The sequence below is a fragment of the Sphingomonas sp. genome, assembly GCF_040398505.1.
GTDB lineage: Bacteria > Pseudomonadota > Alphaproteobacteria > Sphingomonadales > Sphingomonadaceae > Sphingomonas.
Genome location: NZ_JBBATX010000009.1, coordinates 1 through 21,260, shown reverse-complemented (window position 1 = coordinate 21,260; position 21,260 = coordinate 1). Strand labels below are relative to the sequence as shown.

The following is a 21,260-nucleotide window of genomic DNA, read 5'->3' as shown; positions in this document are numbered from 1 at the left end:
TTTTCAAATCGCCCCACGGGGCGGTTCCGGGCGCGCTATACGGTAACCTGCTCGCCCAGCTCGAGCACCTTGCCCGGCGGGATTTTGAGGAAATCGGTCGGGTCGCTGGCGTTGCGCTGCAAGAACATGAAGATGCGATCCTGCCACAGCGGCATGCCCTGGTCTGCTGTTGGTTTCAGCGTGTTGCGGCCGATGAAATAGCTGGTCTTGGCGGGGTTGAGCACCTTTTTGTGGGTCGCGGCCTCGAATCCCAGGTCGCGCGGGCAATCGGGCGATTCCATGAAGCCGTAATGCAGCACGACGATCGTGAAATTGTCGTCGACCGGGCGGATTTCGGCGCGGTCCTCCGGCTCGACCGCGGGCCGGTCGGCGGTGCGGATGCTGACGATCAGATTCTTTTCGTGGAGCACCTTATTGTGCTTGAGATTGTGGAGCAAAGCGCCGGGCGCACTGTCGGGGTTGGCGGTCAGGAACACGGCGGTTCCCTCGACGCGCTCGGGCGGGCGTTTGGCGAGCGCGGCGGCGAGATCGACCAAGGGGATGCTTTGCCGCTGCTCGAATTCGCGCACGATGCTGCGGCCGCGATTCCAGGTGTAGATGATCAGGCCGATCGCGCCCGCCACCACCAACGGCACCCAGCCGCCCTCAACCACGCGCAGGATGTTGGCCCCGAAGAAGATCAGGTCGAGCGTCAGGAACGGCACGATCACTGCGAGCGCGAGCGGGCGCCCCCAATTCCAGCGATGCCGCACGACGATATAAGCGAGGCAGGTGGTCACCACCATCGTGCCGGTCACCGCGATGCCGTACGCGGCCGCCATTGCGGACGACGTGCGGAACTGGATCACCAGCACCAGCACGCCGACCAGCAGCAGCCAGTTGATCGTCGGCAAGTAGATTTGCCCCGCCTGCGTCGCCGAGGTCTGGCGGATGCGCAGCCGCGGCAGCAGGCCGAGCTGGATCGCCTGTTGTGTGAGCGAAAAGGCGCCGGTGATGACCGCCTGGCTCGCAATCACCGTTGCCAGCATCGCCAGCACGATCAGCCACGGTCGCACCGTATCGGGTGCCATCAGGAAGAACCAGTCCTGATTGACGAATGGCGTGCCCGCCGCCGCCGCCGCCTCAAGGGCGTTGAGCGCAAACGCGCCTTGCCCGAGATAGTTGAGGACGAGGCACGGAAAGGCGAGGAAGAACCAGCCGAGCCGGATCGGCTTGATCCCGAAATGCCCCATGTCGGCAGTGAGCGCCTCGGCCCCGGTCACGGTCAGGAAGACCGCGCCCAGCACGAACAGCCCGGTCACGCCATGCGTCGCCAGCAGCATCACCCCGTAATGCGGCGAGACCACGCGCAGGATCGAGGGTTCGTCGGTGATGTGCCAGATGCCAAGCCCGCCGATCGCGAGGAACCACAGGATGCAGACCGGGCCGAACAGCGCGGACACGCTTGCCGTGCCGCGGCTCTGGATGAAGAACAAGGCGATCAGAATGACGATCGTCAGCCAGAGGATGACCTCTTCGCTGAACATGTCGCCGAGGCCGGGGATCGTCTTGAGGCCCTCGACCGCCGACAACACCGAGAGCGCCGGGGTGATGATTGCATCGCCATAGAAGAGCGATGCGCCAGCGGCACCGAGGATGAGCGCGATCAACGAGCGCCGCCCGAGCGCGCGGCGCGCCAGCGCGGTCAGCGCCAGCACGCCGCCCTCGCCCTGATTGTCGGCGCGCATCAGAAACAGGACGTATTTGACGGTGACGACCAGGATCAGCGACCAGATCGCCAGACTGAGCACGCCGAGAATCTCGCTCGCACCGATGCCGCCGGCGGCGGTCTGATTGAGCGCCTCGCGAAAGGCGTAGAGCGGGCTGGTGCCGATATCGCCGAACACCACGCCGATCGCGCCGATCGTCAGCGCGATCATCGCCGGGTGCGGCGCGGGATGCGTCGGTCTGGCCGCTGTCGTCGCTGTCGGTGTCACTGGGGCAGAGTTCATAAGGCTGGCATGGCTCGCCGGGAAGGACGGCGCGCTTTACGCCCGTGGCGGCTTTCCGCAAGCGCTTTGTCACGGTTGCGTCGGCGCGAGCGGTGCGACATAGCCGGGCGCATGGTTCCCTTTTCGTTCGCCGATCACGATTTGCTGGCGCTGGGCAGCGGTGCGCTGTTCTGGCCGGCGCGGGGCGCGTTGCTGGTGGCGGATCTGCATTTCGAGAAAGCGAGCTGGTTTGCGGCGCGCGGGCAAATGCTGCCACCCTATGATTCGCTGGCGACGCTGGCCGATCTCGCGGCAGTGGTCGCGGCGACCGGCGCGCGCGAAGTGTGGTGCCTTGGCGACAGTTTTCATGATGATGCCGGGTGCGACCGGTTGCCCGCAGCAGCGCAGGCGCGGTTGCGCGCGCTCACCACGGCGACGGCATGGACGTGGATCACCGGCAATCACGATTCGGCAAGCGGGGCTGGCCTCGTCGATCGCTGCGGTGGCACGGTGTTGCCCGAGGCGGTGGTCGATGGGCTGGTGTTGCGGCACGAGGCGTCGCCCGATGAAGCGCGCCCGGAGCTGTCGGGGCATTTCCACCCGAAACTGCGGGTGCGCGTGCGCGGGCGCAATGTCGCGCGGCGCTGTTTCGTCGCGACGCCGACCAAGCTGATCCTGCCCGCGTTCGGCGCGCTGACCGGCGGGCTCGATGCCGATCACCCCGAAATCGTCCGCGCGGTCGGGCGTGGTGCTGAGGCGCTGGTCCCGGTCGCGGACCGGATGCTGCGGTTTCGTTTGGCGGCGTAGTTTTCTCCCCTCCCTGGAAGGGAGGGGAGGAACGCCGATCAGCGCGTCGCCGTCGCCAGTTGCGGGAAGCCGGCCTTGAACGCGGCGACCTTGGGCTTGTCGAAGGTCACGATGTACGGGTGGTTGGGATTTCGGTCGTAAAAGTCCTGATGATACGCCTCGGCCGGGAAGAATTGCCCGGTCTCGATCTTGGTCACGATCGGCGTGGCGAAGACATGCGCCTGCTGCAGCTGCGCGATGTACGCCGCCGCCACGCCGCGTTGCGCCGCGCTTTGCGGGAAGATCGCCGAGCGATAGCTGTAGCCGCTGTCGGGGCCCTGACGGTTGAGCTCGGTCGGGTTGTGCGCGACCGAGAAATAGACGCGCAGCAGCGTCGCATAGCTGACCTTGGCGGGATCATAGACCAATCGGATCGCCTCGGCATGTTGCGTCGTCTCGCTCGATACCGCTTCATAGGTCGCGGTCGCCTTGGTGCCGCCGGCATAGCCTGCGGTCACCCCGGTCACGCCCTTCACCTGTTCGAACACCGCCTCCATGCCCCAGAAACAGCCGCCCGCGAACACCGCGACCTGGCGGCCCTTGGCGGTGACGTCGACCTTGGCAGCGGGAATCGGCACGGCGCGTTCGGCCTGCGCGGCGCCGCCGCCGAGCGCAAACAGCGCGGCACCGGCGATTCCGGCAGTGATCAGCAGGGGTTTCAACATGGACAGCCTCGTTGCAGGGATGGTGCCCGTGATACGGGGCAGCGCCGCACACAGTTACGCGGCTCCCGACAAAAAGATGTGGGAGCGCTCAGCGCCGCTTCAAGCCGTGCAGCTTGTGCCAGACATAGAAACTCACCGCTGCCACCAGCACCAGCGCGATCAGCGCGTCGGCGCTGTGGAACGCAGCCTTCATCGCCGGGCTGTTGTTCCATTGATCGCCCAGCTTCATGCCGACCCAGGCGAGGCCGAAGCACCACGGCCACGAGCCGATGAAGGTGTAGATGTGGAACGGCACCAGCGGCATCCGCGCGACGCCTGCCGGGAAAGCGATGAACGAGCGGATCACCGGCAACAACCGCCCGATCAGCACCGCGGCATTGCCGAAGCGCGCGAAGAACCGGTCGGCGGCGTCGAGTTCGCCCGGGCCGATCAGGACGTAACGGCCCCATTTCTCGGCGAGCGGCCGCCCGCCGCGCTTGCCCACTTCATACGCGACGATCGAGCCGAGATTGCAGCCGATCGCCCCGGCGGTTGCCGCCAGATACAGGTCGAACCGCCCGGTCGAGACGAGATAGCCCGCAAACGGCATGATGATTTCGGACGGCAGCGGGATGCACGCCGATTCGATCGCCATGAGCAGGACGATGCCGAGATAGCCGCCCGCCGAAATGACGCCGATGGTGAAGGTGGCAAGGATGCCCAAGATTTTTTCGATCATGGGCGAGTGCTTTGGCGTGGGATGGGGCGGGGGGCTAGGGGAAATGTGTTGCAGGCGCGTGCGTGCACGCTTTCTTCATTCTCCGCCTCCCCGGCGAAAGCCGGGGCCCAGTCGCGAGCGGAATGGGGCGAACGCCGAGCTTGCCTTGCTAAGCGTGCGTTACTGGGCCCCGGCCTTCGCCGGGGGGGTAATTGGTGTAGAATGGAAAAATGACCGAAACCGACAAACGCCTCGCCGCCCTCGCCGCCGTAGCGGAGGTGCGCGCCGGGATGATCGTCGGCCTCGGCACCGGCTCGACCGCCGCGTTCGCGATCGAGGCGCTGGGCGCGCAAGTGCGCGCGGGCCTTATGATCGGCGCCGTCGCCACCAGCCTCGCGACCGAGCGCCACGCGCGTGCGGTGGGAATTGCGCTGATCGACCTGCCCGCCACGATCGACCTCACGATCGACGGTGCCGACGAAATCGACGACGCTTGCCGCGCTATAAAAGGGGCAGGCGGGGCGATGCTGCGCGAGAAGATCGTCGCCGCTGCCAGCACGCGGATGCTGGTCATCGCCGACGGATCGAAGCGCGTCGCCCGCCTTGGTGCTGCCAAGATCCCGGTCGAAATCCTGCCCTTTGCGGAAGCCTTCGTCGCGGCGCGACTCGCAGACCTTGGCGGTGCGCCGGTCCTACGCGCCGGATTCGTCACCGATCAGGGTAACCACATCCTCGATTGTCGTTTTCCGATCGATACCGACAAGGACGCGCTCGCCGCCCAAATCGACGCGATTCCGGGCGCTTTGGGGCACGGCCTGTTCCTGAGCGAGGTGGACGCTGCCTATATCGCGTCAAATGGCGTCGTTACGCGACTGGAACGCGGCGCAAGGACACGATAAGGCCCGCAGAAACTGCAACCGGGCCGCAACCGGGCGCGCGCGCGTGCGTTCAGACCCCCAAGAGCGAGGCGAATTCTTTCCATGTCCGATACCCTGACCGACGTCGCAGCAACCGGCTTGCACGAAGATGGCAGCCCCGAGCGGCTGCAGATTGACACGATTCGCACGCTGGCAATGGATGCGGTGGCCGCGGCCAAATCGGGGCATATCGGCACGCCAATGGCGCTGGCTCCGGTCGGCCACACACTGTGGACCAAGTTCCTGCGGACCGATCCCGCGACGCCCGACTGGCCCAATCGCGATCGCTTCGTGTTGTCGGTCGGCCATGCCTCGATGCTGCTTTATGCACTGCTGCACCTGGCCGGCGTCGAGGAAATCGATGCCGATGGCAAGAAGAGCGGTGCGCCCGCCGTCAGCCTCGACGATATCAAGGCGTTTCGCCAGCTCGGTTCGAAGACGCCGGGCCATCCTGAATATCGCCACACCACCGGGGTCGAGACGACCACTGGCCCGCTTGGTGCTGGCTGCGGCAATTCGGTCGGCATGGCGATTGCCGAACGCTGGCTCGCCGCGCATTTCAACCGCGACGGTTTCCCGCTGTTCGATCATGACATTTACGTGCTCGCCGGTGACGGCGACATGATGGAGGGTGTTGCGAGCGAGGCGGCGAGCCTCGCCGGGCATCTCAAGCTCAGCAATTTGTGCTGGATGTATGATTCGAACCACATCTCGATCGAGGGCGGTACCGATCTCGCGTTTGACGAGGATGTCGCCAAGCGGTTCGAAGCCTATGGCTGGAACGTGCTGCACGTCGCCGATGCCAATGATTGCGGCGCGATGGCGGCGGCGCTTAACGGCTTCAAGGCGTGCAGCGACAAGCCGACCTTTATCGTTGTCCACAGCATCATCGGCTATGGCAGCTCGATCCAGGGCACCGCCAAGGCGCATGGCGAGGCGATGACCGGCGATGACATTGCCGGGACCAAGCGCGCTTATGGCTGGGATCCTGAGGCAAAGTTTCTCGTCCCCGACGGCGTGAAGGAAGGCTTTCACAAGGCGGTTGCCGATCGTGGTGGGCCGCTGCGCGAAGCGTGGGACGCGATGCGCGCGCGTTATGCCGAGGCCTATCCCGATCTGTCGCAGGAACTCGACTGCCTGCTCGCCAGCCAGCTCCCAGCGGGCTGGGACGCCGATATTCCGGTGTTCGACGCCGATGCCATGGGCATGGCGTCGCGCGACGCGGGCGGCAAGGTGATGAACGCGATCGCGCCGCACGTGCCATGGCTGATCGGCGGATCGGCCGATCTCGCGCCGTCGAACAAGACGCTGCTCGACAAGGGCGGCTCGTTCCAGGCGGACAGCTATGGCGCGCGCAACTTGCATTTCGGGGTGCGCGAACATGCGATGGGCGCGATCGTCAACGGTATGGCGCTGTCCAAGCTGCGCGCCTATTCGGGGACCTTCCTGGTCTTTTCGGACTATATGCGCCCGCCGATCCGGCTTGCCGCGTTGATGGAAATTGGCGTGACTTTCGTGTTCACCCACGATTCGATCGGCGTGGGGGAAGACGGCCCGACGCATCAGCCGATCGAACAAATCCTGTCGCTGCGCGCGATCCCGGGGCTCGACATGATCCGCCCGGCCGACGCGAACGAGACCGCCGTCGCATGGCGGGCGGCGATGCAGGCGGGCAACCATCCGACCGCTTTGATCCTCTCGCGCCAGGCTTTGCCGACGATCGACCGGTCGACCTATGCCAGCGCCGAGGGGCTGCTCAAGGGCGGCTATGTGCTCGCCGACAGCGAAAATCCGCACGTCATCTTGATCGCAACCGGTTCGGAAGTGTCGCTTGCGCTCGCGGCGCATGAACGGCTTGTGGCGCAGGGCGTCGCGTCGCGCGTCGTCTCGCTGCCAAGCTGGCATCGCTACGAATGCCAGGATGCGGCGTATCGCGAAGCGGTGCTGCCAGAAGCGATCAACGCGCGTTTGGCGATCGAGATGGGCAGCGAAATCGGCTGGGATCGCTATGTCGGCACCGCCGGACGCACGATTACGATGAGCACGTTTGGCGCCTCCGCGCCGCTCGCCAAATTGCAGGACAAGTTCGGCTTCACGGTCGACAATGTCGTGCGCGTCGCAACCGAAATGCTGGAGACAAAGTGATGAGCCGTCTGAAAGATCTCGCGGCACTCGGGCAGGCCGTCTGGCTCGATTTCGTCGATCGTAAATTCCTGTCCGAAGGCGGTTTGCAGATGCTGGTCGATGCCGACGCGCTGACCGGTGTCACCTCGAATCCGTCGATTTTCGAGAAAGCGATGGGGCATGGCGACGCGTATGACGCCGAGCTCGCGGCGTATGATGCGACCAACCCTGATGCGCCGACAATGGACCGCTACGAACATCTCGCGATCCTCGACATCCAGGCCGCCGCCGACACGCTGAAGCCGGTGTACGACCGGCTCGACGCCAGGGACGGCTATGTCAGCCTCGAAGTCTCGCCCTATCTCGCGAACGACACCGACGGCACGATCGCCGAAGCGCAGAAATTGTGGGCGGCGGTCGATCGCCCCAATCTGATGATCAAGATCCCCGGCACACCGGCTGGCGTGCCCGCGATCGCCGCGACGATCGATGCCGGGATCAACGTCAACGTGACCTTGCTGTTTTCGCAAAGCGCGTATCAGGCGGTGGCCGAAGCCTATGTCGAGGGCCTCGAAAAGCGCGCCGAGCGCGGCGATCCGATCGACCGGATCGCCAGCGTCGCGAGCTTCTTCGTCAGCCGGATCGATTCGAAGATCGACGACAAAATCGACGCGGGCGTCGGCGGGGATGAGGCCAAGGCGCTGAAGGGCAAGGTCGCGATCGCCAATGCGAAGCTCGCTTACGCCTGGTATGAGGAGTTCATTACCTCGGCGCGCTGGCAAGCGCTTGCCGCCAAGGGCGCGCAGCCGCAGCGGCTGCTGTGGGCGTCGACCGGCACCAAGAACCCCGATTATCCCGACACGCTGTATCTCGACACGCTGATCGGCAAGGACACGGTCAACACCGTCCCGCCCAAGACGCTCGACGCCTTTCGCGATCACGGCACGGCGGCGGCCACGCTGGGCCAAGATGTCGCAGGCGCGCGACACGTGCTGTCGGAGGCCGAGCGGCTCGGGCTCGACCTCGACGGCGTGACCGATACGCTGGTGGAGGAGGGCGTCGCGTCCTTCTCCAAGGCGTTCGACGATCTGTTGGGGGCGATCGCCGCCAAGCATCCCGCGCACGCCTGAAGGACAAACACATGAAGATCGGGATCATCGGCCTCGGCCGGATGGGGGCGGGCATTGCGCGCCGCCTGATGCGCGCAGGGCATGAGGCGGTGGTGTTCGACCGGGACGAAAAGGCGATGGCCACGCTGGCCGCCGATGGTGCTGTCGCGGCGAGCGGGCTTGACGACCTGCGCGCGAAGCTGGGGACGCCGGGAATTTACTGGGTGATGCTCCCGGCGGGCGACCCGACCGAACAGACGGTTGCCGCGATTGGCGCTTTCTGCGGCACGGGCGATATCGTCATCGATGGCGGCAACAGCTTCTACAAGGACGATATCCGCCGCGCGAAGACGCTCGCCGAAAAGGGTGCGCTGTACGTCGATGTCGGCACGTCGGGCGGCGTGTGGGGGCTGGAGCGCGGCTTTTGCATGATGGTCGGCGGCGACAAGGCGGCGGTCGATCATATCGACCCGATCCTCGCCGCGCTCGCCCCCGGCATCGGCACGATCCCGCGCACACCGGGCCGGATCGAAGAGAATGAGGACCCGCGCGCCGAACAGGGCTATATCCATGCCGGCCCTGCGGGTGCGGGGCATTTCGTCAAGATGGTGCATAATGGCATCGAATATGGCCTGATGCAGGCCTATGCCGAGGGCTTCGATATCCTCAAGGGCAAGGCCTCGGACAAGCTGCCCGAGGATGAGCGCTTCGACCTCAATTTGACCGACATCGCCGAAGTATGGCGGCGCGGCAGCGTAATCTCGTCGTGGCTGCTCGATTTGACCGCGATCGGCCTCGCCAAGGATCAGGACCTCGCGCAGTTCACCGGCAGCGTCGCCGATTCGGGCGAAGGCCAATGGACGATCGACGCCGCGATGGAGGAAAAGGTGCCCGCCAACGTGCTGACCGCGGCGTTGTTCGCGCGCTATCGCAGCCGTGTTGATCATACGTTTGGCGATAAATTGCTGTCGGCGATGCGCTTCGGCTTTGGCGGGCATGTCGAGATGCCGCAATGAGCTTCACGCTGTGACGATCGGTCTGGTCGTGTCGGATGTCGACGGCACGCTGGTCGACAAGCAGAAGCAGCTCACGCCGGGTGTGATCGCAGCGGTGGCGCGGTTGCGCGCGGCGGGGCTTGGCTTCACGATCATCAGTGCGCGCCCGCGTTCGGGGATGATGCCGCTCGCCGAGACGCTCAGCATCGATTCGCCGATGGGGGCGTTCAATGGCGGGATCGTGTTCACGCGCGACGGCGCCGTGCTGTGCCATCATCGCATCGATCGTGCCGTGGCGGAGGGGGTGTTCGCGCTGACCGCAGGCACCGCCGTCGATACCTGGGTGTTCGCCGACGACCTCTGGTATGCCAGCAATGACACCGGTGCGCATGTCGGGAGCGAACGGCGCGCCTCGAACCAGGCACCGATCGTACGGCAGGATTTCCGCGACCTGTACGACCGCGCCGACAAGATCACCTTTGTCAGCGACGACCCCGCCTTGCTGGCGGGGCTTGCCGACCAGGCCAAGGCGTTCGCCGACCGCGCGACGATTATGCAATCGCAAACCTATTATCTCGATGTGACCGCGCTTGCCGGGAACAAGGGCGATGGGATCGCTGCATTGGCGGATGCGATCGGCGTGCCACTCACGAAAACGGCGGCGCTGGGCGACCAGTTCAACGACGTGCCGATGTTTGCGCGCGCTGGCGTGTCCTATGCGATGGGGCAGGGGCCCGAAGCGGTGCGCGCCAAAGCCACACATGTGGTGGCCAGCAACGAAGCGGACGGCGTCGCCGAAGCGATCGACGCGATCCTCTCGGCGCGCTGAGCTCAGGGCGCGGTGCTGTGAAGCTGATGCGGCCCTAACCCCGTTCGGCCCCGGACCTGATCCGGGGTTATCGAAGCCCTGCGCGCAACAAGCGGTGCCGACCGTGTGGCATGCAGCCCTTCGACAGGCTCAGGGCGAACGGAAGAGGGGCGCGCGCCGCTACCGCCGCCCGGGCCACATCCGCTGCAATTCTTTCACCCCGTCGACCCATTGATGCTTCAGCGCGCCCGCGACGTGCAGCGCGAACAGCGCATAGACGGCGTAGGCGATGATTTCATGCGCTGCGCCAAAGCCGTCATGCACCGCTTTCTTGGTCGCCGGATCGAGCGCGACGATGAAGCCGAGCCGCGGCCATTGCACCAGGCCGTACAGATACATCGGCGTCGTCGCGGCTTTCGCATAGGCCGAATCCATGATCCAGCCGGTCAGCGGCATCGCGAACAGGATCGCATAAAAGCCCCAATGGACGACGTGCGACGCGGTCACTTCCCACCGGGCATAGCCCGCCGGTAGCGACGGCGGGCGGTGGGCAAAGCGCCACAGGATCCGCAGGATGGCAAGGCCGAGGATCGTGATGCCGATCGATTTGTGCAGATCGATCGCCGGGCGGACCTGCGCATCGGGATAAAAGTCCCATGTCAGCGCCAGCGCGACATTGGTGATGATCAGCAGCGCGATGATCCAGTGCAGCGCGATCGCGATTCCGGTGTAGCGTTGAACCACGGGTTCGCTCCTGCTTGATTTCGACGCTGTGACTCTAGCGGCCCCGGTCCGCGCGCGCTAGGCGCGTCATCGCACGTTCATCCTGGATCGGTATCGCCCGCGCAATGACATCGCTCGCCGACACGCTCGTCGCGGAATCCCCGCGGCTCACCCCTCGGCGCGTGCCCCTCGCCAGCCGATTGATCGGCGCGTTGGCGCCGATCCTGTTCCTCGCGCTGATCGTGCAGGCGTTTCAGCGCCAGGGGCTGGCGGTGTGGTCGATCGGGATCGCCTATATTCTTTACGACACGGCGCTGCTGCTGTTTACCGCGTGGAACATCCGCGATCTGCGGTTGGCGCCACCGCCCGCGCCGCACGCATCGCCGAGCTTCGGCGTTATCGTCGCGGCGCATAACGAAGCTGGCGTGATTGCCGCCGCGATCGACCGGCTGAGCGGACAGGCGACGCCGCCTGATTTGATCCTGATCGCCGATGACGGATCGAGCGATGCGACGCCCGAGGTGATGGCGCGGCGCTATGGGCTGCTTCCGCCGCCGCTCGGGACGATCAGCGATCCGTCGTCGGTGCTGCCGTCGCTGCGCTGGCTGCGGTTGCGGCATGGCGGCAAGGCGCGCGCGCTCAATGCCGCGATGCTGCTGGTCGATACCGAAGTCGTGCTGACGGTCGATGCCGACACGTTGCTCGAACCCGGCGCGATCGCGGCGATGCGCGCGGCGTTTGCTGTCGAGCCCGCGCTCGTCGCGGCGACGGGTGTGCTCGCGCCGATTTGCGGCCCGGATCTGCAAGGGCGCTTCTTCGAATGGTTCCAGACCTACGAATATGTCCGCAACTTCCTGTCGCGCCATGCGTGGGAGCGGCTGAATAGCCTGTTGCTGATTTCGGGTGCGTTCGCCGCGTTCCGGCGCGATGCCGTGGTCGAGGTCGGCGGGTTCGATCCGACAAGCATGGTCGAGGATTATGAGCTGATCCACCGGCTGCACCGCCACGCGGTCGATCACGATCGCGACTGGACCGTCCGCGTCGTTGGCGGGGCGTTGGCGCGGACCGATGCTCCGGCCAGCCCGATGGCGTTCCTGCGACAGCGGCGGCGCTGGTTCGGCGGCTTCCTGCAAACGCAACATTGGAACCGCGATATGGTCGGCGCGCGGCGGTACGGCTGGCTCGGCACCGCGATGCTCCCGGTCAAGGCGCTCGATACGCTCCAGCCGCTCTACGGCCTGGCGGCATTCGCGATCCTGATCGCTTTGGTGGTGACCGGGCGCTTCACCGTCGCTTTCCCGATCTTGATCGTGATGCTGGTCAAGATCGCGATCGATCTCAGCTTCCACCTTTGGTCGCTCGGCATTTACAAGAAATGGACCGGGCAGCGTGCGGGATTGGCGCTGTTTCCCGCGTTGATCGCAGCGGTGCTCGAGCCGTTCAGCTTTCAGTTGCTGCGCCACGCCGGGGCGGTGTGGGGCTGGCATGCGTTCCTGACGGGCCGCGAAAGCTGGGGACGGCAGCAGCGGACGGCGATTGTCGCGCCGGCGGAGTAGGGTTCTCCCCTCCCTTCCAGGGAGGGGGGAAATAAGCGTCATACCGCGAGCCGATACCCGATTCCCGGCTCGTTGAGCAGCAAGGCCGGGGCGGCCGGATCGACCTCCAGCTTCAAGCGGAGCGCGCGCATGGCGACGCGGAGATATTCGACGTCGTCGAGATGCCCGTCGCCCCACACGACTTTCAGCAAATGCGTGTGCGTCAGCAATTTGCCCGCATGGCGCGTCAGTTCGGCGAGCAAGGCGAATTCCTTGCGCGTCAGTTTTACCGGTGCGCCGTCGCGCCACACCTGGTGCGCGGCGAGGTCGATCTCGACTGGCCCTGCCTTGAGCCGGTCCTGCCCCGGCGCGGCCGCATTGTGCCGCCGCAAAGCGCTGCGGATCCGCGCGAGCAATTCCTCGGTATCGAACGGCTTGACGACATAATCGTCGGCGCCGAGATCGAGCGCGGCGACTTTTTCCGCCGTCGCATCGCGCGCGGTCAGCACGATCACGGCGCGGTCGATCGCTTTCAGCAGCGGCACGAGTTCAATCCCGTCGCGGTCGGGCAAGCCGAGATCGAGCAGCACCAGCTCGCACCCCGGTCGGCGTGCGGCGGTCAGCGCGTCGGCCGCGGTCGCGGCTTCGTCGACGCTCAGGCCCGCACGCTCGACCGCGCCGCGCACGAGGCGTCGGATTGCGGGTTCGTCATCGACGATCAGGATTTGCGCGGTCATTGGCGCGGTGGTCCCCGGCGCGGGCGACCCCACACCCCGTTCGCCCTGAGCCTGTCGAAGGGCACCGCGCCGCTGACGGGCCGCTCATTGGCGGAGAGGTGGGCTTCGACAGGCTCAGCCCGAACGGGGGTGAGCTGGCGCGCCACGTTCAAGACTGGAAACTTCATTCGCTCCCCATACGCCGGATCAACCGCTCGGGCCATGTGACGCAAAAGGCCGAGCCGCCATCGTCGCGGTTCGACGCGGTGACGCTGAGCCCCATCGCATCGGCAAAGCCCTTGACGATCGCCAGCCCCAGCCCAGTCCCGCCGCTGCGATCATCCCCATCGACGCGGGTGAAGCGATCGAACAAATGCGCTTCGCGTCCGATCGGCAGACCGGGGCCGTGATCGAGCACGCCGAGGGTCAGCCCGTCGGGGAGTCTGCGCCCCGCGATTACGATATCGGTGTCGGGCGGTGCGAACTTCGCGGCATTGCCGAGCAAATTGATCAGCACGTGGTGCAACATGCGCGGGTCGGCCTCGACCAAAGGCAGCGTCGGCGGCACGTCGAGCACCAGCCGGTGCCGCGCGAGTTCGGCCCGCAAATCGTGCGCGGCGGCGGCGACCGCGTCGGTCAGGTCAGTCGCCTCGTGCTTGACGACGAGCGCGCCTGCCTCGATTCGGGTCATCTCGACCAGATCGTCGAACACGCGGCGCAAGCGGCGGGCTTCGCTCTTGAGCGTGGCGGTAGCCGGCGATGCGCCATGTTCGACCGCGAGTTCGTCGGCGGCAGCGACGACCGCGGTGAGCGGGGTCTTGAGATCATGGCCGATCGAGGACAGCAAGGTCGCGCGCAGATCGTCGCGTTGTTTCAGCGCGCTGACTTCGCGCGCTTGCGCCTCGAGCTGGAGGCGTTCGTGCGCCAGCGCGGCCTGGCCGACCAGGGTTGCGAACAGCACGCGCTTGTCCGGCGGGATCGCGTCGCCCTCGCCCTCGCGCGCCACGCCGAGCACGCCGAGCACGCCCAATGCGGTCTTGAGCGGGTGGAATTGCCATTCGCTCGCGGTCAGCGTCCCGCTGTCGCGCCCCGCCATTTCGCCGCGATCGAACGCCCAATCGGCGGCGGCAATGTCGATCGGGCCAAGCGCGGGAATGTCGGGCGCGCTGGCGATCACCACGTGCCGCCCGTTCTGCTGGCCGAGCAGCACCGTTGCAACGCCGAGCAGCGCCGCGATTTCCTCGCACGTGGCGGTCGCGGTGCCGGTCTCGTCCGAGACCGCGGCGAGGCGCTGGCCGAAGGCCGCGAGCGCGGCGTTTTCGGTCGCGGTGCGCGCACCGATATTGGCTTCGTGGCGCACTTGCCCGGCCAATTGGCTCGCGACGACGGCGACGATGATGAACACCAGCAGCGTCACGACATTCTGCGGATCGGTGATCGTCAGCGTGTAGAGCGGCGGCAGGAAGAAAAAATTGTACGCGAGCGCCGCGCCGAGGCTTGCGATCAACGACGAACGCAGGCCGTAAAGCGTCGCGGTGGCGATGACCGGTAACAGATAAAGCAAGTCGATCGCATTGGGGCCAACGAGCGGCTGGACGAGGGTGGCAAAGGCGGTGTTGGCCGCGACAAAGCCAAGGCCGATCACGCTGCCACGTGCAAAGATCGGGCGCGTCGTCGGCGTTTCGCGGACCGCTTCGCTCGGTTCGGCGACGGGAACGACGTGGATCGCCACGCCGTCGAGTCCGCGCACCAGCCGATCGACCACCGATCCGTGGCGCAGCTCGAACCACCACGACCGGCGCGATTTGCCAATCACCACGGCGGTGGCGCGCGCTTCGCGGATATGCGCGACGAGGCCTTCCAGCACGCTGCGCGCCGGGACGGTGGCAATCGTCGCGCCAAGGCCAGTGGCGAGGTCGAGCGCGTCGGCCATCCGCGCGCGCGCCGCCGCGGAGAGCGTCGCGGTGCGCGGCGTTTCGACGACCACCGCGGTCCAGCTCGCACGCAACGCGTCAGCGAGCCGTTTCGCCGATCGGATCAGGGCGTCGTTGCCGGGCTGGTCGCCGACCGCGACCACGACGCGTTCGCCGCCGGCCCAGGTGCCGCTTTCGCCAAGGCTGGCGACATGGTCGAGCAGATGCCGATCAACCGTCTGCGCGGCGCGGCGCAGCGCCAGTTCGCGCAAGGCCGAAAGATTCGATTTGGAGAAGAAATGCCCGAGCGCGCGCGTCGCCTCGGCCGGGATATAGACCTTGCCCGCCTTCAACCGCTCGATCAGCTCGTCGGGCGGGACGTCGACCACTTCGATCTCGGCATCGTCGAGGATCGCGTCGGGCACCGTCTCGCGCACGCGGACGCGGGTGAAGCCGGCGACGACGTCGTTGAGGCTTTCGACATGCTGGATGTTGAGCGTGCTGAGCACATCGATGCCCGCCGCGCGCAGCTCCTCGATATCCTGCCAGCGTTTGGGGTGGCGGCTGCCGGGGGCGTTGGTGTGGGCGAATTCGTCGATCAGCGCGACGTGCGGGTGCCGCGCGAGCATCGCATCAAGATCGAATTCCTCGAGCCGGTGCGCGCCGTGGACGATCACGGCACGGGGGAGCAGTTCGAACGGCTCGGTCAGGCGGATGGTTTCAGTGCGGCCGTGCGTCTCGATGATTCCGGCGACGACATCGGTGCCGCTGCGCAGCAGCTCGGCACCCTCGCGCAGCATCTCGAAGGTCTTGCCGACACCGGGGGCGGCACCGAGGAAAATCTTGAGACGACCGCGCCCCTCCTGCTTCGCGGCCTTGAGCAGCGCGTCGGGGGAGGGGCGGTTGTCGGTCACTGGGGGTTTGTAGCGTCGAGCCGGCGATTAAGCAGCAGGACATTGACGTGGCGCTCGCCGATGATGCCGAGCAACGGCTCCTCGGTTTGCGCGGTGATGAGCGACTTCACGTTGGCGCTATCCAGTCCGCGCGCCTTGGCCACGCGCGGTGCCTGCAAAAAAGCCGCCTCGGGGCTCAGATCGGGATCAAGCCCCGAGGCGCTAGTGGTGACCAGGTCGGCGGGTATATCCCCGGTCATCCCGTCCGCCCGCGCGTCGGAAACGCGCTTGGCGATGGCGTCGCGCAGGTCTTTCGACCCTGGCGCTAGATTGGTCGCGGCCGATGCGCTCGCATCGAAGCCGTCCTTGCCGGCGGCAGAGGGACGCGGATGGAAGTAGCGCGCGCCCGCGAAATTCTGCGCGATCAGCGCGGAGCCGATCGGCTGCCCTGTGGCATCGCGCAGCACGCTCCCGTTCGCTTGCACCGGCAGCACTGCTTGCGCGACGCCGGCGATGGCGGCGGGGTAGAGCAGGCCGGTGACGAGCGTCACGAGGAACAGGAGGACGACGGTCGGGCGCAAAGCGCGGATGAGTTCGGTGAGCATGGAAGGATCCTCAAGCGAGATGGAGGCCGGCGACGACCAGATCGATCGCCTTGATGCCGATGAACGGGGCGATCAGCCCGCCGACGCCGTAAACGGCGAGATTGCGCGCGAGCAGCGTACCCGCCGGGGCAGGGCGGTACTTGACGCCCTTCAGCGCGAGCGGGACCAGCGCGGGAATGATCAGCGCGTTGAAGATGATCGCCGACAGGATCGCGCTTTCGGGGCTGGCGAGGTGCATGACATTGAGCACGCCCAACCCCGGATAGAGCACGACGAAGATCGCGGGCAGGATCGCGAAGTATTTGGCGACATCGTTCGAGATCGAGAAGGTGGTGAGCGCACCACGCGTCATGAGGAGCTGTTTGCCCAGACCCACGATCTCGATCAGCTTGGTCGGATCGCTGTCGAGATCGACCATATTGCCCGCCTCGCGCGCGGCTTGCGTGCCGGTGTTCATCGCCACGCCGACGTCGCTCTGCGCGAGCGCGGGCGCGTCGTTGGTGCCGTCGCCGCACATCGCGACGAGTTTGCCGCCCTCCTGTTCCTTGCGGATCAAAGCGAGCTTGTCCTCGGGCGTGGCCTCGGCGAGGAAATCGTCGACTCCGCTTTCGGCCGCGATGCTGGCGGCGGTGAGCGGATTGTCGCCGGTGATCATCACCGTGCGGATGCCCATCCGGCGGAGTTCGCCGAAGCGCTCGCGAATGCCGGCCTTGACGATGTCCTTGAGCTGGACGATTCCGAGCAAACGGTTGCCATCGGCGACCGCGAGCGGGGTGGCACCACCGCGCGCGATCTCGTCGGCGATCTTGCGCAGCGCATCGGCGTTGGGGGCATCGGGGAGGCGCTTGAGGATCGCGTCGACGGCACCCTTCACCAGCGACCGGCTCCCGATCTGGAGACCCGAAACGCGCGTCTGCGAGGTGAATTTGATCTCCTCCGCACCCTCAGGCATCGGCACCGCGGCGCTGCCATCGGCATCGGCGAGGACGACGATCGAACGGCCTTCGGGCGTCTCGTCCGACAGGCTGGCCAGCCGCGCGGCGGCGGTCAGTTCGGCGAGCGTGACGCCGGGGACGGGGAGGAAGGCGGTCGCCTGACGATCGCCGATCGTGATCGTGCCGGTCTTGTCGAGCAGTAGCGTGTCGATATCGCCTGCCGCTTCCACCGCGCGGCCCGACTTGGCGAGCACGTTGAAGCGGACGAGCCGGTCCATCCCGGCGATACCGATCGCCGAGAGCAGCGCCGAGATTGTCGTTGGAATGAGTGTGACGAACAAGGCGACCAGTACCGGCACCGCAATGCCGCCCCCTGCATAAGCGGCGAACGCCGGCAGCGTGCCGACCGCGATCAGGAAGATGAGCGTCAGCCCCGCGAGCAGGATCGTCAGCGCGATTTCGTTGGGAGTCTTCTGGCGTTGGGCGCCCTCGACGAGCGCGATCATGCGATCGAGAAAGCCCTGGCCCGCGCCTGCGGTCACCCGCACCGTGATCGAATCGGCGATGACGCGCGTCCCCGCCGTGACGGCGGAGCGATCGCCGCCGCCTTCGCGGATGACGGGCGCGCTTTCGCCGGTGATCGCGGCTTCGTTGACCGAGGCGACACCAGCGATGACTTCGCCATCGGCCGGGATCAGATCGCCCGTCTCGACCAGCACGTCGTCGCCGACGCATAGCCGGGTCGCGTCGACCATCTCCCACGCGCCTGCCACGCCAATCAATTTTTTGGCGCGTAGATCAGCTTTGGTGGCGCGCAGAGCCGCCGCCTGCGCCTTGCCGCGCCCCTCGGCGAGCGCCTCGGCGACATTGCCGAACAGGACGGTCAGCCACAGCCAGAACACCAGCTGCGCCTCGAACGGCGGGTTGCCGGTGCCGGTCACGAGACCCTTGAGCAACAGGATGGTCGACAAGCTCGCGACGATCGCGGTCACGAACATCACCGGCGTCTTGATCAGCTTTCGCGGATCGAGCTTGAGGAAGGCGTCCCGGACGGCGGCGGCGAGCAGCGGGCCGGTGAACAACGAAGGATTTTGCGTAGCCATTGTCTTATGACCTTTAAAGCAGCGTGCCGGCGGCGACTTGCGCCTGATCGGCGATCGGGCCGAGTGCCAGCGACGGGAGGAAGGTAAGGCCGCCGACAATCACGATGACGGCCGCGAGCAAGCCGATCCACAGCGGCCCGGTGGTCGGGAACGACCCCGGCCCCTCGGGCACACGGCGCTTGGTGGCGAGGCCCCCGGCGATCGCGAGCACGGGCAGGATCACCCCGAAGCGGCCGACGAACATGTCGAGCGCGAGCAGCAGATTGTAAAAGGGCGTATTGCCGCTGAGCCCGCCAAAGGCCGATCCGTTGTTCGCCGCAGCCGATGTGAAGGCGTAGAGGATCTCGCTGAAGCCGTGCGGCCCCTTGGCGAGCGGTCCGGCAAGACCTGCCCCGGTGATGCACGCGATCGCAGTCAGCCCGAGGATCATCAGTGGCGGCACGATGATCGCGATCACCGCGAGCTTCATCTCGCGCGATTCGATCTTCTTGCCGACATATTCGGGGGTGCGGCCGACCATCAGCCCGGCGATGAACACCGCGAGGATGCAGTAGATCAGCACCGCATACAGGCCCGATCCGACGCCGCCGATGACGAGTTCGCCAAGCTGCATGTTGAACAAGGGTATGAGTCCCCCGATCGCGGTGAAGCTGTCATGCATGCCGATGACGGCACCGCACGACGAAGCGGTGGTGACGACGGCTAAGAGCGCGGTGGCAGCGACGCCGAAGCGGACTTCCTTGCCCTCCATATTGCCCCCGGAGACGCCGAGTGCGTGATGGATCGGGTTGCCCGCAGCCTCCGCGCCGTACGCAACGGCGACGCCGACGAGGAACAGCAGCAGCATCGCAGCCAAAATCGCCCAGCCCTGGCGGACGTTGCCGACCGCCTTGCCGAAGGTGAGGGTGAGGCCTGCGCCGAGCATGAAGATGGACAACATCTGGACGAAGTTGCTCAGTGCGGTGGGGTTTTCGAACGGGTGCGCGGAATTGGCGTTGAAGAAGCCGCCACCATTGGTGCCGAGCATCTTGATCGCGAGCTGCGAGGCGACCGGGCCGACCGCGATCGTCTGTTTCGCGCCTTCGATCGTCGTCGCGACGACCGACGGGCCGAAGGTCTGCGGAACGCCCATCACGACATAAGCGAGGGCGAGCACGATCGAAATCGGCAGCAGCAGGTACAATGTGGCGCGCGTCACATCGACCCAGAAATTTCCGATCGTCGCGACTTGCCGCCGTGCGAAGCCGCGGATGAAGGCGAAGGCCACCGCCATACCGACCGCCGCCGACAGGAAGTTCTGTACGGTGAGGCCAGCCATTTGGCTGAGGTTCGACAGCGACGATTCACCGCCGTAATTTTGCCAATTGGTGTTGGTGACGAAGCTGACCGCGGTGTTGAACGCGAGCAGCGTTTCCATGCCCGAATACCCTTGCGGGTTCAGCGGCAGGACGCCCTGCAATTTCAGGATCGCGAATAAGAGCGCAATGCCGCCCAGGTTGAACACCATCAGCGAGACGGCATAGCCGACCCAGCTTTGTTCGACCTTGGGATCAATCCCGGCGAGTTTGTAAAAGCCGTGCTCGACAAAGCCGAGCGGCATCGTTTCGCGGGCATACAGGGCGTGCATCCAATCGCCCGCTGGCTTGGCCAGCGCGACGATCAGGACGAGGAAGAGCAGGATCATGCTCCAACCAGCGAGGGTCATGACGGCGGCCCCCTCAATACCGCTCGGGCCGTGCGAGCACGGCGAGCAGATAGATCAGGACAATCAGGGCGACGACGCCGCCCAGTAATAGGTCGAAGGACATGCAAAAGCCCGCCTGTAATGGTTCAGGCGGGCTCTGTGCGCTCAGGCGGCATTATGCCGCGCGGGGGATTGCGCCGGACGGGCGTAAAGCGCGCGTAAAGTACGGGGTTAAAGGGGCTGCGTCGAATCGCGCACCGGGCCGGTATAAGCCGGGTCGAGCGCGAGATTGATGAGATGCGCGAGACGGAATCCGGCACGGCGAATCCGATCCTGCGCTTTGCCCTCGAAGCTTTGCAAATACGGCTGGCCGATCGGTTGCAGACGCGGGGGATTGGTCTTGGTGGGATCCGTCAGCGAATATTGGCACGCCGGGTCGACCTTCGTGCAGTAGAGAACTAACGGATCGAGCGTGATCTGGTACGATTCATCGGCCCAGGGCACGGGATCGGTCCCGACGAACGACTGCTCCTCGGCAAGTGTCGTATTCGCCTGCAGCGTGTCGACCGCGCGATAGGTGATCGTGAAGCGGCTCCAGCTCTTTTTGTAATCGGCGCGCTTGCGGACGCGCTCGAACAGCCCCGCCTCGAGCAGGCAATTGTCCCAGACACCGTGGAGATTGTCGGGGCGATAGGTCGATGTGCCGCATTTGCCGGTCACTTTGGCGTCGATGCCATTGCCGCCTTTGTCGTCGGCGAACGAGACATGGAGCGGCTGGTGGATGTCGCCGACCCAATGGCCGATCGCCATCAGCGCGAAGACGCGGTCCTCGCGCGATCGGTCGGGGTCCTTCAAAATGGCAAGGTCGCGCTTGATCTCGGCCAGAATGCACTCGCCGGTGCCGGGGCAGGTCTCATCGACGATCGCGGTGACGGTGCGTGCGACGTTGATGAAATGATTGTCGGCGTTGCGCCGCGGCAGTTCATCCTCCTCAAGGCAACCGACGTTGAACGACGTGTAAT

General features: G+C 65.9%; 18 protein-coding genes. 7 read left to right on the top strand and 11 right to left on the bottom strand.

Annotated features, from left to right (window positions below):
• Positions 1-35: 35 nt before the first annotated feature.
• Positions 36-1,991 carry a potassium transporter Kup gene (locus tag ABWP09_RS02470; RefSeq protein ID WP_353203580.1) on the bottom strand — a complete coding sequence of 652 codons (1,956 nt, stop codon included), beginning with the start codon at positions 1,989-1,991 and terminating at the stop codon, positions 36-38.
• A gap of 111 nt (positions 1,992-2,102) precedes the next feature.
• On the opposite strand from ABWP09_RS02470, the gene pdeM reads away from it, so the two are divergent.
• Positions 2,103-2,777, top strand: a complete 675-nt coding sequence (gene pdeM / locus ABWP09_RS02465; RefSeq protein ID WP_353203579.1) for a ligase-associated DNA damage response endonuclease PdeM — start codon at positions 2,103-2,105, stop codon at positions 2,775-2,777.
• A 38-nt stretch (positions 2,778-2,815) separates the two neighbouring features.
• Here the strand turns inward: pdeM and msrA are convergent, their stop codons facing one another.
• Positions 2,816-3,481: a peptide-methionine (S)-S-oxide reductase MsrA gene (gene msrA / locus ABWP09_RS02460; RefSeq protein WP_353203578.1), complete on the bottom strand. Its 666-nt coding sequence runs from the start codon at positions 3,479-3,481 to the stop codon at positions 2,816-2,818.
• A gap of 88 nt (positions 3,482-3,569) precedes the next feature.
• Positions 3,570-4,199: a DedA family protein gene (locus ABWP09_RS02455; RefSeq protein WP_353203577.1), complete on the bottom strand. Its 630-nt coding sequence runs from the start codon at positions 4,197-4,199 to the stop codon at positions 3,570-3,572.
• 209 nt (positions 4,200-4,408) lie between these two features.
• Here ABWP09_RS02455 and rpiA point away from each other — a divergent pair, with 209 nt between their 5' ends.
• The 5 genes from rpiA to ABWP09_RS02430 all read left to right on the top strand — a co-directional run bounded on the left by rpiA (position 4,409) and on the right by ABWP09_RS02430 (position 10,152).
• Complete coding sequence (rpiA, locus tag ABWP09_RS02450) at positions 4,409-5,077, top strand: ribose-5-phosphate isomerase RpiA (protein WP_353203576.1); 669 nt, start codon at positions 4,409-4,411, stop codon at positions 5,075-5,077.
• 81 nt (positions 5,078-5,158) lie between these two features.
• Positions 5,159-7,240, top strand: a complete 2,082-nt coding sequence (gene tkt, locus ABWP09_RS02445) for a transketolase (protein ID WP_353203575.1) — start codon at positions 5,159-5,161, stop codon at positions 7,238-7,240.
• Complete coding sequence (gene tal, locus ABWP09_RS02440) at positions 7,240-8,349, top strand: transaldolase (RefSeq protein WP_353203574.1); 1,110 nt, start codon at positions 7,240-7,242, stop codon at positions 8,347-8,349. The genes tkt and tal overlap by 1 nt, the downstream gene beginning before the upstream one ends.
• 11 nt (positions 8,350-8,360) lie before the next feature.
• Positions 8,361-9,344 carry a phosphogluconate dehydrogenase (NAD(+)-dependent, decarboxylating) gene (gene gnd / locus ABWP09_RS02435; RefSeq protein ID WP_353203573.1) on the top strand — a complete coding sequence of 328 codons (984 nt, stop codon included), beginning with the start codon at positions 8,361-8,363 and terminating at the stop codon, positions 9,342-9,344.
• Complete coding sequence (locus tag ABWP09_RS02430; protein ID WP_353203572.1) at positions 9,325-10,152, top strand: Cof-type HAD-IIB family hydrolase; 828 nt, start codon at positions 9,325-9,327, stop codon at positions 10,150-10,152. The genes gnd and ABWP09_RS02430 overlap by 20 nt, the downstream gene beginning before the upstream one ends.
• 159 nt (positions 10,153-10,311) lie before the next feature.
• On the opposite strand, the gene ABWP09_RS02425 is transcribed toward ABWP09_RS02430, so the two are convergent.
• Positions 10,312-10,875 carry a cytochrome b gene (locus ABWP09_RS02425; protein ID WP_353203571.1) on the bottom strand — a complete coding sequence of 188 codons (564 nt, stop codon included), beginning with the start codon at positions 10,873-10,875 and terminating at the stop codon, positions 10,312-10,314.
• Between the two features lie 104 nt (positions 10,876-10,979).
• On the opposite strand from ABWP09_RS02425, the gene ABWP09_RS02420 reads away from it, so the two are divergent.
• Complete coding sequence (locus ABWP09_RS02420; RefSeq protein ID WP_353203570.1) at positions 10,980-12,410, top strand: glycosyltransferase family 2 protein; 1,431 nt, start codon at positions 10,980-10,982, stop codon at positions 12,408-12,410.
• Positions 12,411-12,448: 38 nt separating this feature from the next.
• Here ABWP09_RS02420 and ABWP09_RS02415 read toward each other — a convergent pair whose 3' ends face one another.
• The 7 genes from ABWP09_RS02415 to ABWP09_RS02385 all read right to left on the bottom strand — a co-directional run.
• Positions 12,449-13,126, bottom strand: coding sequence for a response regulator (locus ABWP09_RS02415; RefSeq protein WP_353203569.1), 678 nt, complete (start codon positions 13,124-13,126; stop codon positions 12,449-12,451).
• Positions 13,127-13,289: 163 nt separating this feature from the next.
• Complete coding sequence (locus tag ABWP09_RS02410) at positions 13,290-15,932, bottom strand: DUF4118 domain-containing protein (protein WP_353203568.1); 2,643 nt, start codon at positions 15,930-15,932, stop codon at positions 13,290-13,292.
• Positions 15,929-16,516 (bottom strand): potassium-transporting ATPase subunit KdpC, encoded by a 588-nt coding sequence (gene kdpC / locus ABWP09_RS02405; RefSeq protein ID WP_353203567.1) that lies wholly within the window; start codon positions 16,514-16,516, stop codon positions 15,929-15,931. Before kdpC ends, ABWP09_RS02410 begins: the two co-directional genes overlap by 4 nt.
• Before the next feature lie 10 nt (positions 16,517-16,526).
• Positions 16,527-18,554 (bottom strand): potassium-transporting ATPase subunit KdpB, encoded by a 2,028-nt coding sequence (gene kdpB, locus ABWP09_RS02400; RefSeq protein WP_353203566.1) that lies wholly within the window; start codon positions 18,552-18,554, stop codon positions 16,527-16,529.
• Between the two features lie 13 nt (positions 18,555-18,567).
• The gene (gene kdpA, locus ABWP09_RS02395) at positions 18,568-20,259 is read right to left on the bottom strand and encodes a potassium-transporting ATPase subunit KdpA (protein ID WP_353203565.1); all 1,692 of its coding nucleotides are present in this window, start codon (positions 20,257-20,259) and stop codon (positions 18,568-18,570) included.
• A gap of 13 nt (positions 20,260-20,272) precedes the next feature.
• Positions 20,273-20,362, bottom strand: coding sequence for a potassium-transporting ATPase subunit F (locus ABWP09_RS02390; RefSeq protein WP_353203564.1), 90 nt, complete (start codon positions 20,360-20,362; stop codon positions 20,273-20,275).
• Between the two features lie 107 nt (positions 20,363-20,469).
• A partial coding sequence (locus ABWP09_RS02385; RefSeq protein ID WP_353203563.1) for a S1/P1 nuclease occupies positions 20,470-21,260 on the bottom strand: 791 nt, incomplete at its 5' end.